General features: G+C 57.8%; 14 protein-coding genes. 7 read left to right on the top strand and 7 right to left on the bottom strand.

Going from position 1 to position 14,191, the window contains the following annotated elements:
* Positions 1-116: 116 nt before the first annotated feature.
* Both ACW9UQ_RS16710 and ACW9UQ_RS16705 read right to left on the bottom strand, forming a co-directional pair.
* A complete protein-coding gene (locus ACW9UQ_RS16710) occupies positions 117-2,975 on the bottom strand; it encodes a methyl-accepting chemotaxis protein (protein WP_458932149.1) in 2,859 nt (952 codons plus the stop codon).
* A gap of 64 nt (positions 2,976-3,039) precedes the next feature.
* Complete coding sequence (locus ACW9UQ_RS16705) at positions 3,040-4,203, bottom strand: ABC transporter substrate-binding protein (RefSeq protein WP_458932148.1); 1,164 nt, start codon at positions 4,201-4,203, stop codon at positions 3,040-3,042.
* Positions 4,204-4,489: 286 nt separating this feature from the next.
* On the opposite strand from ACW9UQ_RS16705, the gene ACW9UQ_RS16700 reads away from it, so the two are divergent.
* Positions 4,490-4,630 carry a hypothetical protein gene (locus ACW9UQ_RS16700; protein ID WP_458932147.1) on the top strand — a complete coding sequence of 47 codons (141 nt, stop codon included), beginning with the start codon at positions 4,490-4,492 and terminating at the stop codon, positions 4,628-4,630.
* A gap of 76 nt (positions 4,631-4,706) precedes the next feature.
* Positions 4,707-5,510, top strand: a complete 804-nt coding sequence (locus ACW9UQ_RS16695; RefSeq protein ID WP_458932146.1) for a hypothetical protein — start codon at positions 4,707-4,709, stop codon at positions 5,508-5,510.
* 6 nt (positions 5,511-5,516) lie between these two features.
* On the opposite strand, the gene ACW9UQ_RS16690 is transcribed toward ACW9UQ_RS16695, so the two are convergent.
* The 4 genes from ACW9UQ_RS16690 to lepA all read right to left on the bottom strand — a co-directional run bounded on the left by ACW9UQ_RS16690 (position 5,517) and on the right by lepA (position 9,803).
* Complete coding sequence (locus tag ACW9UQ_RS16690) at positions 5,517-5,861, bottom strand: hypothetical protein (protein WP_458932145.1); 345 nt, start codon at positions 5,859-5,861, stop codon at positions 5,517-5,519.
* Between the two features lie 154 nt (positions 5,862-6,015).
* On the bottom strand, positions 6,016-6,948 hold the full coding sequence (locus ACW9UQ_RS16685) for a Hint domain-containing protein (protein ID WP_458932144.1): 933 nt from the start codon (positions 6,946-6,948) through the stop codon (positions 6,016-6,018).
* Between the two features lie 529 nt (positions 6,949-7,477).
* Positions 7,478-8,011, bottom strand: a complete 534-nt coding sequence (locus tag ACW9UQ_RS16680; protein WP_458932143.1) for a hypothetical protein — start codon at positions 8,009-8,011, stop codon at positions 7,478-7,480.
* Positions 8,004-9,803 carry a translation elongation factor 4 gene (gene lepA, locus ACW9UQ_RS16675; RefSeq protein WP_458932142.1) on the bottom strand — a complete coding sequence of 600 codons (1,800 nt, stop codon included), beginning with the start codon at positions 9,801-9,803 and terminating at the stop codon, positions 8,004-8,006. The genes ACW9UQ_RS16680 and lepA overlap by 8 nt, the downstream gene beginning before the upstream one ends.
* Before the next feature lie 59 nt (positions 9,804-9,862).
* On the opposite strand from lepA, the gene ACW9UQ_RS16670 reads away from it, so the two are divergent.
* The 5 genes from ACW9UQ_RS16670 to ACW9UQ_RS16650 all read left to right on the top strand — a co-directional run bounded on the left by ACW9UQ_RS16670 (position 9,863) and on the right by ACW9UQ_RS16650 (position 12,515).
* A complete protein-coding gene (locus ACW9UQ_RS16670) occupies positions 9,863-10,363 on the top strand; it encodes a hypothetical protein (RefSeq protein ID WP_458932141.1) in 501 nt (166 codons plus the stop codon).
* 19 nt (positions 10,364-10,382) lie between these two features.
* Entirely contained in the window at positions 10,383-10,556 is a 174-nt protein-coding gene (locus ACW9UQ_RS16665) for a hypothetical protein (protein WP_458932140.1), read from the top strand.
* A gap of 228 nt (positions 10,557-10,784) precedes the next feature.
* Entirely contained in the window at positions 10,785-11,375 is a 591-nt protein-coding gene (locus tag ACW9UQ_RS16660; RefSeq protein WP_458932139.1) for a BglII/BstYI family type II restriction endonuclease, read from the top strand.
* On the top strand, positions 11,376-12,023 hold the full coding sequence (locus ACW9UQ_RS16655) for an MT-A70 family methyltransferase (RefSeq protein ID WP_458932138.1): 648 nt from the start codon (positions 11,376-11,378) through the stop codon (positions 12,021-12,023).
* 204 nt (positions 12,024-12,227) lie between these two features.
* A complete protein-coding gene (locus ACW9UQ_RS16650; RefSeq protein ID WP_458932137.1) occupies positions 12,228-12,515 on the top strand; it encodes a hypothetical protein in 288 nt (95 codons plus the stop codon).
* Between the two features lie 294 nt (positions 12,516-12,809).
* Here the strand turns inward: ACW9UQ_RS16650 and ACW9UQ_RS16645 are convergent, their stop codons facing one another.
* Positions 12,810-14,075: a vWA domain-containing protein gene (locus tag ACW9UQ_RS16645; protein ID WP_458932150.1), complete on the bottom strand. Its 1,266-nt coding sequence runs from the start codon at positions 14,073-14,075 to the stop codon at positions 12,810-12,812.
* Positions 14,076-14,191: the final 116 nt, after the last annotated feature.

Raw genomic sequence — 14,191 nt, 5'->3', positions numbered from 1 at the left:
ACATTCCCGCGCTGAACCGGTAAGTAGGGGCAGATCAGCGCGTAGTGGCTTTCTGTTATCTCATTCATAACATATAGTTAGAACATTTCAGCGATAGACAATAGTGTTAACAAGCCCTAGTCAATCGCATGCGCCTCCGCCACCGACAGAAATGCCGCATCCGATGCATCTTCATCAAACGGTTCCACATCACCCCCCACCGCGTCGGCTTCCGCCCGCTCAGCGCCTAGCTTCGGCTGATCAAGACTTCTGCCAATATAACCTTGCGACATGTGCATGCCCGATCCGCCGGTTTTGAATGCAGACGCCAGTTCTTCAAGTTCGGATATTTGACCCGCAAGCGCCTGAGCCATGGACCCGGACATGTCGGCAAGACGCGCATTCTCCTGGGTCATCTCGTCCATCCGGTTCACTGCCTGGCTGACCTCTCCGATACCCATGGCCTGTTCTCTGCCAGAGGCTGAGATTTGCGACAGCAACTCAATAACCGGCCGGACCGAGGCGTCTATCTCATCAAAAGAGGAGCGTGCGGCTTCGACACTTTGGACACCAAGATCAACCCGTTCGGTGCTCTCCCGGATCAGTTCTGAAATTTCGCTCGCCGCTTCGGTTGAACGCTGCGCCAGTGCGCGCACCTCGGATGCGACCACGGCAAACCCTTTGCCAGCGTCGCCGGCGCGCGCGGCTTCAACCGCAGCGTTCAGCGCCAAAAGATTGGTCTGGAACGAGATATTCTCGATCACCGTGATGATGTCGTGGATCTTTGACGCGCTTTCCTGGATCAGTTGAACATTCTCCACCGCCGCATTTGCCGCCGAACTGCCGGTTTCAGTTTTTTCGGCCACCTGACCAGACAGGTTTTCTGCTTCGATCAGAGAGGACGAACTTGCCTTGACCGTCTGCGACATCTCCTCCATTGCGCTGGCGGTTTCCTCCAGCGTAGCAGCCTGATGTTCGGCGCGGGTCGCAAGCTGCTGCGCACCTTCGGTAAACTGGGTTGCCTGGCTGGATGAGGCCGTCGCAGAATCGCGTATCTTGCCGATAAGCTCAGACAGGCGATCAGCGGTGCCGTTCATGTCGGTCGCCAATTCACCGAAGACACCATTAAAGTCCCCTTGCATGCGTTGCGTCAGGTCGGCAGCCGCCATTGCGCGCAACGCCGCGCGAGTTTCATCAAGCCCAAGTTCAGTCGTTGTCATCAAGCGGTTTAGGTCATCGCCCAGTTGCGCGATCTCCGGATCGTCAAAACTGGCATCGACACGGCGCGAAAAATCCCCCTTGGACGCCGCGGCAACGACTGACCCAATCTCTTCCGCCAGCAGCCGGAACATCGCCTGACGCGCTTCTTTTTCTTGTTGCTCGCGCGCCTCGTTCTGACGGTTCAGATCCTCAACACGAAGCGAGTTTTCGCGGAAGACACCAAGGGCCTGCCCCATACGTCCGATTTCGTCGCGGCGAGTCTCAAATCCTTCGATCGGTGCCATGTCACCACGCGCCAGCCGTTCGGTGGCTGACGTCAGTTTAGCAAGTGGGGTAACCAGCGTTCGTTGCACCATGTAGATACTGAGAATAGCGGCCGCTGCGCAAAAGGCCGCGATTGCAGTCATCATGGTTTGTGCAGCTCCAACCTCGTTGGAAACCTCTGTGCTGGATTTGCGAATGCGTTCCAGTGCGCTTTGTCCATAATCGGCCGCGCCGTTCTCGATGGAGTCAACGCTGGCCGTCGCCTTTGACACCAGTTTGTCGCTCTGATCAATCGCACCCAGCAGGCGGGCACGCTTAGCCACGATGCCGGCCTGCTTGTCGGCCACTTGCTCCAATTGAGCAGCAAGACCTTGCAGGGCCGCATCCTCAATAAGAGCCCGCTGAAGTTCGAGTAGTGCAGAATTCAGGTCCGACTGGGCCTTGTCCAGGGCATCAGAGCCTGAAACCAACGAGGCCGAAAGAGCACGCGTGATGGTTTTCTGGAACGCAGCATCAAGCCGCAAAAGGCTACGGATCGAACCGACCTGCTGCTCAAGCAGCGAACTGATTTCATCGCGGTTGGACTCGGCTGCATCGGCCGCGCCGACCGTCAGAGTAAAGATCATGTCATCCAGGGCGCTTGCAAAGGCGCTGTCGGCGATTTGTCGCGCCTCAAGAAACCGGCTGCGATTGGTGCTGCCACTGCGCGCGCCATCCGCAAAAACCGCCGCATAAAACTCCGCTGTCTGGCGGATCTCTGGCATATAGCCCCCCAAAGCCGCATGCGTCTCAAGTTCTGGCAACAGCGCCTGAAGGTTGTCGGAGGCCGCGCGGCCGATATCGTTCAGGATCGAGAGTGTGGCGGAGTCAGTTACTGTTGTCCGCGCAAGCGCAACACCCGCCAGCAGATTGATCTCTGAGCGCGCTTGCAGGGTGTCAGCCACGCCCTTGAATTGCTGGTCAACCAAAGTGCTCAGCGTTGTATCAATGGATTCAATTGTGTGCAGACCACCTGACTGCAGCGCTTCGTAGGAGTCTTTGACCATGGGAGCGATATGAACGGATGCATCGCGACCCACCCCGATCACCAGGTCAAGCGTATCTGCGATTTCTGATCGCGCACGGAACTCCTGAATACGCGCCTGATCCAGGGCGGTGATATCGGCAGTGACGGTATCAAGCTGGGCCAAAAAACCCCCTTGCACACGCGGAGGAAGGGCTGCGATTTCCTGTTTGATAACCTCGACCTGGGAGTCGACCCGATGCTGTGCCGCACTCAGCGTGTCAAGATCGGTCGCATTGCTCATGGCCAGCAAGACCCGCGCCAGTATCGACGTGCCCACATTCAACTCTGACGCGGCGGTGATTTCCGGAACACGGTTGTTGCTGATCTGACTAATATTGCCGCTCAGCGTGCGGAAGGTCAGAAATGCAACCCCAGTCGATGCCAATGTCAGCAACGCCATCACAAGCATCATGATCAGAATCTTTGCTTTTACACCGCCCGCCATGGCCTACCCTCGTGTCTTAGATTTATCTGGGGAAAGGTGACGGCCATCAGGCCGCCGACCTGATTCAGGAATTGTCGTCGCGCATCTCGATCGGATCAAATCCGCCATCGGCATTGATGCGGGTCATAAAGACCTGATCGAGTCCTTGATTGTCTCCAGCGCCATAGCTGAGCGTCAGACCACCCAGGTCGATGTCACCTAGCCCAGCCAGCGCCGCAAGATAGCTGTCCCGCGTCAACTCAGCGCCTGCAGCCTGCAACGCCTCAATAGCTAGGCGACCAACGATATAGCCTTCCAGTGAAACAAAACCCGGCTCTGCCGCCGCATCAACGGCCGCGATTGCGTCCTGATAGGCCGCAACCACCGGTACCGAGCGATCCCATGGGAAAGGCACCACCTGGCTGACGATCACACCTTCACCATCCTCGCCAAGTTCTGCCGCCAGCGCTTTTGACCCGACAAAGGAGATATTCACAAAGGCCGGCTCGAATTTCAGCTTGCGCGACAGCTTGATGAACTCAGCGATTGGCTTGTAGGCACCGACCATGACCACTGCGTCCGGCTCGGCTTTGCGGATATCCAACAGAGCGGATTTCACGGCGACAGTGTTGCGGGTGTAAGTGCCCTCAGCTGCCAGGCTCATACCGCGCTTTTCCAGCGCCTGTGTCACGCCATCCAGACCGACCCGGCCAAACCCATCATCCTGATACAGGATGGCAATGTTCTGCATCCCTTCCTGATCCACCAGATAGGCGATCCATGCCTCAGTCTCAGCAGCATAGGTTGCGCGCACATTGTAGATATTTCCATGGCTGGCATCGCGCAGGAAACCGGCGCCGGTAAACGGACCGATAAACGGCCAGCCCGCCTCGGACGCAAGGGGCTGGATCGCGCTGGATGTCGGCGTGCCCACTGGGCCGATAAAGCCAATATGGGCGTCGCCTGCAATCATATCGGTGACATGAGCCGCAGAGCGATCAGGCTCGTACCCGTCATCGCGACTTTCGAGTTTCAGCATTCGTCCGTGGATGCCACCCTTGGCATTCGCCTCCTCAAATGCAGCGAGAATACCCTGCTGCATCCCGGTTCCCAGCGCCGCAGCAGGCCCGTCAAGTGCGGCAACCTGCCCAAAGGCAACCGCATCCTCAGTAACCCCTTTTTCGGCATGGCCGGTCAGACCGATGGCACTTAGCGCCGTGGCGACGCCAAGGATATTGAACAACTTCATCACATGCTCCGGTTCGAATTTCGACTGAAGCAGATGTCACATCCCGGTCTTAAAATCCGGTAAGCGCGGGGCCAGCAGGACAAGGCCGAGCCAATAGAAATACCTAAAATTCTATCTGATCCGGGTCGTGCCAAACCCTAGAAAGGCATTATGCGCAACCAAGGTAAGTGGACCACCAAAGCCCCCTGTCACCGAGGCGCCACGCCATGCGCATCCAGATGCAGGCTATGCCTTTCCCGATCTGCTAACCGGTGATAGGTTTGAGAAATCAAAAGGAGGGCTGAGCATGAAGAAAATCTCTTGGATTTTGGTGGGCCTAATGGCGCTTGGCGCGACATCAGGCTGTGTTCCGCTGGCGGTTGGCGCTGGCGCGGCTGTGGTCGCCGATACAGCGGCAGAGCGTGACGGAGATGACGGCCTATTCTAAGCAAGCCCCACAACTCTTTCTTTATCGGGCTGGGTTTGCCTGTTTGGCTTAATTTCTGGAGTTGGTTTTTCCCAACATGACCCAGTCCAACCGTATCGCCACAATGTGGTTTGAGGGCCCGTTGCATGACGTGGCCCGGGTCTGTCTGACCTCCATGCTGGCCAATGACATGGATGTCACGGTCTTTACCTTCGGCGACGTGCCCAACCTGCCGGATGACATACGGCAGCGCGACGGGCGGGACATTCTGGACCCCGCGCTTCTGGATCGGCTGCAACCGATCAGAATGCAGGCCCATCGCGGCACATGGCTGCCTGTGGTGCAGTTCAGTGATATCTTTCGTATCCTGCAGATGAAAACATCCGAGGGGCTATGGCTGGACACGGATATCTTCCTGTTCCGTCCGTTCACCTATGATACAGAAAAGACCTTCTATGCGCATGAGGGCGGGGGGCGGTTGGGGTACTCGGTGCTGCACCTTCCGCAGGACCATCCGATCATCGGAGAATATGAAAAACTGATTGAAATTCCTGACCTTATGCCCAACTGGCTGGGGCCGATGCGGGGGTGGTTGAAGCCGTTTTGGTGGCGGATGACGAGGCAGGCATTTTCGCCGCAGGACCTTGGTATTACCATCTATGGGAATGACGGGTTTTCGCGGTTGGCGCGGCGGCATGGGTGCTTTGATGAGGCGCTGCCGAAGGATAGTTTTTATGCCTGGACGGCGCGGCAGGCGGAGGATCTGTTTCGGGATGTTTCCTTTGCAGAACTGCGCGATGATCCGGCGCATTATGGCATTCATATCCATAAGAAAGCGGGCCAAAATCGCCCACCGGTGCCCGGCAGTTTCTGGGAATGGGCGCTGGAAACCTACGGCTGACAGGCTTTAGGGACGGTGGACCATTGTGATGATGGTGGCCTGCTCGATCCATTCGGCCACCGGCAGATCTGGCAATGAAACGAAGTCCTTATGCACCAAGGCCAGACGCGCGGCGGGCAGGCCTGCGAGTTTGGCAAGGCCTGCAAAGGCCGGTCCGGGCGCGCGCCGTTCGACCATCAGTGCCGCGCGATTTTCGGTGATATAACCCTTCACCTTTCGCCGCACCGCGCCGTAGGCGGCATTGTCAACGGCGGTTGCCAGACCATGCACGGGCAGGAGCAAGGGGTTGGGCATATGCGATGCCTCGTTGGTGCAAGCGGTCAGGGTCAGGAGGAGGGCCAGGGTGCGCATGAGGGCAGTATCCCGCACCAGAGCGGCTCGGTCCAGCCCTGCCGCCGGGGGGCTCATTTGGCGGGAAAAACACCTGCCAGCAAGCGTATGGCAAGCGTATTGCGAGTGAAACAGTCGGGAATTACGGGATTTACCCCAGGTTTGACGGAGCGATTCAGACCATCAGGGCCGCTTCGTGATCGCTCAAAAGCGCCCGCGCGGGCGCAGCGCAGTGGTCGGGATTGGTGCGCAACTCCGGGAACAATGTCAAAACCTCCGCGCGCGTGGCGGCGGCTAGATTATCGAGCCCGCTGGCCGTTGCGTGGAAGCTCTCCGTCGGGGTGCCATTGCTCCAGACAATCTCGTGCTGGTCGAACATGATGTGGATGTATTCGACCGCTGTGGTCTGGTTATCAACCCCAATGCCCCCGAGACCTGTCAGCGACCGCGCCGTCGCCAGAACGGCAGAGGCATCGAACAAGGTACTGACCCGGAACCCGTCCAGCAGCAGACGGTGTTCGGGCGAGACCCACAGATCGCTGTCCGGCACACCCGGCGCAATACTGCCCGCGGCAATCCGGACCGGCCGCAAACCGGGGCGGGCCATCAACTCTGCCAGACCCAACTGGCGGCGACCGATCCAGCGCACCGGCTGCGCCCCCCGATCTGCGGTGATCACAAGATCACCGGGGCGCAACGCCTCGACCGGGATATCCCCCTGCGGGCAGCGGATCAGGGTGCCAGCGGTGAAACAGACGACATCACTCACATCGGTCTCGAAAGTGTTGCCAAGGCCGCCAATGATGTCGTTGAGTTCCGAAGTCGTCAGACTGCTGATATCACTGCCATCGGCGGCAAACAGAGTACCGCTATTGCCGCTCCCACCAAAGAGATAGGTGGTGTCGCCACGATCATTCCCACCGCCGCTGCCGCCATTCGCGGCCACCCAGGCATCCCATTCCGCGTTGTCGATAGTCCCATTGCCGTCGACATCGTCGATGTTGATCACCACTGGCTGAGTGTTCACACTGCCGACCACCCAGTTCCCCTGGGATTTGAAGACAGTCGCCACCGAGCCCGGCGGGAATGTAAGTGTAAGTATCGGCAAAACAACACCCTCGGATTAGCCGACAGTCTGTTTAGTTTTGACAGCAGAGCGCCGGGTACTACAGCTTTGGCGGGCAACCTATGCGGCCCGCGGTTAACCCAATATTAACCGATGATTATGGTGATTTGTAGATAATTCTCGCTGGCAGGTTGATTTAGCGCATTCCATGTCGCCCAATCGTAAGGTTCGACCGGAACGATTATAGAGCATTATGAGGAAAAACTACGGCATCTAGCGCGGCCTGATGTCTAGGTTTTTTTGCGAGACGCTATGGGGCGCAGTACAGGCGTATTGCGATGAGGTATTGAGCCCCCAGCCCATCACATGGGTCTTTTCATGTGTTCGAATTTTGAGACAAACCCCATCCCCAACTCAATCATCCATCCAAGACCGCTTCCTTATCGAGGGCGGTCGAACACGGCCTATCTCCGATGTTCTTTCACTCCATTTTGTCAAACCATCTTCTTCGAAAAGACGGAAGCGGTCCTCATACCTGTCCACTAAAGCGTTTCAAGTTTACCTTGAGACATCACATAAAATCGAAACGCGTACACCCGATAGGCTTATCACCGCGTTTCGGGATAATCCTTTGTCTCAGGTTTATCCCGAAACGCTTTAGTTTGCCATCCTCTCTGACCAGAACATGTTCTGAAATGAACCCGTCGCCATCGGTTCGAGTCGTCCTCTGAAAACTCTGACTGTTGCCGTTCGCATAGGTAACCGTGTACCTGCAAACGCCAAGAACGCGGCCGCAATCGTGCGGCTGATAGGTTATCATGCTTCCATTGTGATGAACGACCTTCTGGGTGTTTCCCTGTTCGTCCTGAAAAATCCTGGAGTCAGGCTGACCGCTGCTTGCGTTATGGAAGGCGTCAAAAACGAAAGAGCCGTCCTCAGCCCCACGATAAACCAGTGTCGACGTAGTCCGATTTTGCCCGCTACTCTCAATCGCGCCGCCGATCGGGATGCTTTCGAAATCTATTGAAAGGTCGGCCTGCTCCGCAGTTGCCACTGTCGCGAAAATAAGGAATGCGGCCAAGCTGCGGAACATCAGATCATTCATCCATCTTCAAAGCCGAAATAAACGCCTCCTGCGGGATATCGACCTTCCCGAATTGGCGCATTCGTTTTTTCCCGGCTTTCTGTTTCTCCAACAGCTTTTTCTTCCGGGTTGCGTCGCCGCCATAACATTTTGCGGTGACGTCCTTTCTTAGCGCGGAAAGTGTCTCTCGTGCAATAATTCTACCGCCGATTGCAGCCTGGATGGGGATTTTGAACATGTGTTGGGGGATCAGTTCCTTGAGCTTCTCGCACATGGCGCGGCCGCGGGTTTCGGCGCGGGTGCGGTGGACCATGACCGAAAGGGCGTCGACCGGTTCGTCATTGACGAGGATCTGCATCTTGACCAGCTGATCCTCCTGATAGCCGATCATCTGATAGTCGAAGCTGGCATAGCCTTTGGTCACCGATTTCAGGCGGTCGTAGAAGTCGAACACCACCTCGTTCAGCGGCAGGTCATAGACGACCATGGCGCGGGTGCCGGCATAGGTCAGGTCAAGCTGCACGCCGCGGCGGTCCTGGCAGAGTTTCAGGACATCGCCGAGATATTCGTCGGGCACCAGGATGGTGGCCTTGATGCGGGGTTCCTCGATCCGGTCGATTTTGACCTGGTCGGGCATGTCGGCGGGGTTGTGCATTTCGACCAGGCTGCCGTCGGTCATGTAGACGTTGTAGATCACCGACGGGGCTGTCGTGATCAGGTCGATATCGTATTCGCGTTCCAGCCGGTCGCGGATCACCTCAAGGTGCAGAAGGCCCAGGAAGCCGCAGCGGAAGCCGAAGCCTAGTGCGGCGGAGGTTTCCATTTCGGCGGAGAAGCTGGCGTCGTTCAATTGCAGCTTGTCGATGGCGTCGCGCAGGTCCTCAAAATCGGCGGCATCCACGGGGAAGAGGCCGCAGAACACCACGGGGACGGAGGGTTGAAAGCCCGGGAGCGCGGTTTCGCAGCCCTTTTTCTCATGCGTGATGGTGTCGCCGACGCGGGTGTCGCGGACCTGTTTGATGGAGGCGGTCAGAAAACCCAGTTCGCCGGGGCCGAGGGTGTCGACGGGCTGCATCGCAGGGCGGAAGACACCGACGCGGTCCACGGGGTAAATGGCGCCGGTGTTCATCATCTTGATCCGGTCGCCTTTTTTCAGGTGGCCGTCGATGATGCGGACCAGCACGACGACGCCGAGATAGGCATCGTACCAGCTGTCAACCAGCATCGCCTTGAGCGGGGTATCCGGGTTGCCGTCGGGGGCTGGCAGGCGGGTGACGATGGCCTCAAGCACGTCCGGGATGCCGAGGCCGGTTTTGGCGGAAATCTCGACCGCCTCGGAGGCGTCGATGCCGATCACATCCTCGATCTGTTCGCGGACCCGGTCCGGTTCGGCGGCGGGCAGGTCGATCTTGTTGAGGACCGGAACGATTTCGTGGTCGGCGTCGATGGCCTGATAGACATTTGCAAGTGTCTGCGCCTCCACCCCCTGGGACGCATCGACGACCAGCAGGGAGCCTTCGACAGCGCGCATGGACCGGGACACCTCATAGGCGAAATCCACATGGCCGGGGGTGTCGATCAGGTTGAGCACATAGGTTTCGCCATCCTGCGCTTTGTAGTCGATGCGCACGGTGTTGGCTTTGATGGTGATGCCCCGCTCCCGCTCGATATCCATGGCGTCGAGCAGCTGTTCCTTCATGTCGCGATCGGCCACGGTGCCGGTGGACTGGATCAGCCGGTCAGCCAGCGTGGATTTACCGTGGTCGATATGCGCCACGATGGAGAAATTGCGGATTTTGCTCAGATCGGTCATTGCGCTGATATGCTGGGGTTTTAGCATCCGGTCAATGGGGATTACGACGCGAGGCACTGATGTGGGATTGGTTCCAAAGGCTTGGAGACACGCCGATACCGACCTGGCTGGTCCTGTCGATAGCACTGCCGCTTCTGGGCGTTTTGCTCTACGTCGCGTATCGGCAGCAAAACCCACCTCAGGGACCAGCGCTGTCGTGGCTGGAGGAACAGATTGAGCTGCTGGCGGCGGCGGGCGTGCAGCTGCGGCCCGGGGTCGGACTGTACGATCTGTTGGCCCAGCATCCAGCAAGCCACTATCGACGGCAACCCGCCCTTGTTCTTCATGCTTATGGTGGGCTTGTTGAACGCGACCGCGACTGGCATCCCTTGAGTGATCAGGTCACGCATTTCGACTATGAATGTGTCGACGATCCAAAGTGTTATGACGATGCCGTATTCACACCGCTGACCGACCTATTGCCGCCCGAGGTGCCCCGGTCGATCCGTCTTGATGAAGACGGAAGGCTGGAGATGCTTATCGGCCATCGGAGTCATCGCCTGACGCCCCAGGGTCAATAACGACTGGGCCGACGAAGCGGTGGTCAGCCAGATACTGAACGACATCGCCGCTGCCTTGCCCGCGCCGCTGGTGCTGACCAAAGTCGAGGACGGTCAGACGGCAACACTGTGTGTAGTGAACCGAGACGCCTTGCCAGCGCTGCAAAGGGAGCTTGTGAAGGATATAGAGCTGTGGCGCAGCCAGACGGCGTGAACCATTGGGCTGAATGTGAGTGCCGGGCAGGCCAGCTTAGCCAAGATGATCCGTCTGCCCAGTACTGAGAGCCATTGGGATTTTGGAAGGTCTGCTCGGCAGAGTCTTGTGGACGCATCACTTCGCGCTAGCCAATTCGGTTTTTTACCGACAAAGCGATTGCGGAAAAGCCGCGCGACCCTTAACGTTATTCTAAGTGTTGTGAGATCAAAAAGAGAACACCTCAGCATGTTGGAGCATCGGCTACCTCAATTTGTGCGGGACAACTACTATTGTGGGGAATGGCATCATGCGAGTGCGGTCATGGTCGGCGATCATCCGAATGAATGGGACGACCTGATGGGCGTGCTGACCCAGTTCAGATTGAAGAAATCTCACATCTCCAAGGGCGGGGGCAGCAAGACAGATCTGGCGGCGTCATTCGATTCATATCTGGAAAGACGGGGCTGGGCGGAAACTCGGTTCGATACGAAAGTTGTCGTGGACGATACTGAAATGGAAACGCCGACACATAAGATTGACCTCTTCAAGAATGGTGTCGCGCTTGAAATCGAATGGAACAACAAGGATCCGTTCTATGATCGCGACTTGAACAACTTCCGCCTGTTGCATGCGTTGCGGACCGTAAGCGTCGGGATCATTGTGACACGATCAAGCGAGTTGCAGGAAATCTTCAAGTCACTCGGACGTGGAAGCTCCTATGGCAATTCGACGACTCATCTATCCAAGCTTATCCCAAGAATCGAAGGCGGCGGTGCGGGTGGGTGCCCGATCCTAACCTTTGGAATCAAGCCCAGCCTGTACCGAGAGGACGCATAAATGACCAACGCGACGAAGGACTTCATGGACGACCTCGGCGGGCAGGAATTCCAGACGATCCTGGCCGATCCGCCTTGGCAGTTTCAGAACCGCACCGGAAAAATGGCCCCAGAGCATAAACGACTGTCGCGCTATCCGACGATGACGTTGGAGGATATCTGCGACCTTCCGGTTGAGGCCGTCGCTGGCGACCCTGCGCATTTGTATCTTTGGGTTCCAAACGCTCTATTGCCCGAGGGCCTGAAGGTCATGGAACATTGGGGCTTCAAATATAAATCGAATATCATCTGGTATAAGATCCGCAAGGATGGCGGCCCGGACAGGCGCGGCGTCGGATTTTACTTTCGGAACGTGACAGAGGTGCTTTTGTTCGGCGTGCGGGGTAAGAATGCGCGAACATTGCAGCCGGGCCGGTCGCAGGAGAATATAATCTCAAGCCAGAAGCGTGAGCATTCGCGCAAACCGGACGAGCAATATGACCTGATTGAAGCCTGTAGCTTCGAAAACCGCCTAGAACTGTTTGCTCGTGGGCCGCGAAAGGGCTGGACAGTGTGGGGAAATCAATCAGAAGCTTACGAGCCGACTTGGGACACCTATTCTAATCACTCACAAAGCAACATCGTCCCTATGAAACGGTCGGGTTCATGATGGCGAATGCGATTACTCTGTTTGAGCAACGTTGAGATGTTTCGAGATATACTTGGAAAACAGTATCTCGCGAACAGCATTGAAATTATTCTAGCTTTCCTAAGTTTCGTACCCTGCTTGGTGCCTCAAGTAAGAGTTCAAACGCTTTAGCACTTGGTTAACCAAATCTGGTCACTTTGTGGGTGTTATCATCCGGAGACCGAGATGCGCCCTGCCCTTTTTTGTCTGATCCTTGCTGCCTGCTCATCCCCGTCACCGAAGTATCTTGGCATCCAGCCCATGCAGACGACCGTCGATGGCTGGCGGATTGATGTATATCGCAAGGGCGATCAGGTGCAGGCGATCCGGGTGAATGCGGCGGTGTTGCCAAGTTCGATTGAGATGGCGGAACGGGCGCGGGTGGCGATTGAGGGGGTGACGGGCTGCGGCATTGTTAAAAACTCACTAAAAGGTGATAGTAACGTCGCGAATGCTCGGCTGAACTGTCGCTAATCTTACTTTCAGGCGGTTTTCTGTCGCCCAAGCGACAGCTATTTCACAAAATCACCCTAATCCCTGCCGCAAATTCGCCACCATATATCGCCATTATCGAATGCGTTGGAACAGTTTTCTCCCTGTCCACATCCGGTCAAGAACACGACCGTCAGTTGCGTAGTGAACGTTGAGTTGCGTAGTTCAAGGTGAATGATCATTCGGAACGGTCCATCATGTGTTGATGGGCCGTTCTGCGTTTTGGGGTGTCATACGAAAAACCTGAAACACCCAACGGCTTGATGATGGGACAGATCAGCCAGACAAGCTGTCGTTCTGAAGCAGAGCCATCAACCGGTCCTTATCTCCGCGATCATCGGCACGTGTCAGTGCCATGGCCAGACTTTCAAGCGATGCGATATTGTGTCCGGCCCGAAACGCATCGACATGTGGCAGCAGCGCCCGGATGCCTTGCGCCTTGGGCGCAAACCCGTCCCAGCGGAGCAGTGGGTTGATCCAGATCAGTTTGCGCGCGGACAGGCGCAGACGCTCTGCGGCTTTGGCCAGAAGGGCGGCATCTTCGCCCCGGTCCAGCCCATCGGTGATCAGCAGGACCACCGCGCCCTGCCCCAGCACGCGCCGGGACCAGTCGCGGTTGAATGCGTGCAGGGCAGTGCCGATCCGCGTGCCACCTTCCCAATCCAGCGCCTCGGCACCGGCCGCGGTCAGAGCGGCGTCGACATCGCGGTGGCGCATGTGCCGGGTGATATTGGTCAGGCGGGTGCCGAAGGTGAAGGCATGGACCTGCGCCCAGCCCGCCCCTTTGGCATTGGCGGCGGCATGCAGGAAATGCAGCAGCATCCGCGAATAGGACGACATAGAGCCCGAGATATCGCAAAGCGCGACAAGATTAGGCAAGCGCTGCCGCCGCTGGCGCATCGACAGGGCACGGATATCGCCGCCGGTTCGCATCGCGGTCCGCATGGTTCCCCGCCAGTCCGGCACACGGCCGCGCGCAGCAGGAGAGGTTCGGCGCGAGGCAATCGGCTGGACCGGCAGGGACAGGCGGGCGATGGCCTGTTTCGCAGCGGTTTGTTCTGCCGTGGTCATCTGTTCGAAATCCTGCTGGCGCAGACGTTCCTCGGCGGAAAAGGTCAGTGTGGCGTCGAATTCGACCTCTTCGCCGTCCTCTTGGGGTGGTGAGGGCTGATCTGCACCGTCAAGCAATGCCTCTGCCGCGCGCCGTTCCGCGGCCTGCGGCCTGGGGGCTTCGTTGACACCGCGCATCATTGGCAGCATCAGGCTCATCATATGGTCTAGGAATTGCGGGTCACGCCAGTAGAGGCGGAACACCTGGGCAAAGATCAGGCGGTGTTCGGGGCGCGAGACGAAGCAGGACTGGAGTGTGGCGTAGAAATCCGTGCGTTCGGTGAAGCCTGCGGCCTCGACCGCGCAGATCGCATCAACCACACGGCCTGGGCCGACCGGCAGACCCGCCTTGCGCAGGGCGCGGGCGAAATGGGTGATGTTCTCGGCGAGGTGGCCGTTTTCGGGGATTGGAAGATCGGCGTAGCGCGGCATGGTTAGGCGATGAACGCCGCGCAGGCGCGGCGTGCCTCCGGCGGGGATATTTGAAGAACAATGAAAGCCGGGGGCTGTCCGTCTGTCCGGGTGCCCGCCCGCGGGGGGCGGGGGGT

Source organism: Halovulum sp. GXIMD14793 (assembly GCF_054457435.1).
The sequence above is the reverse complement of the archived record's forward strand: the minus strand, read 5'-3'. Positions and strand labels throughout refer to the sequence as shown.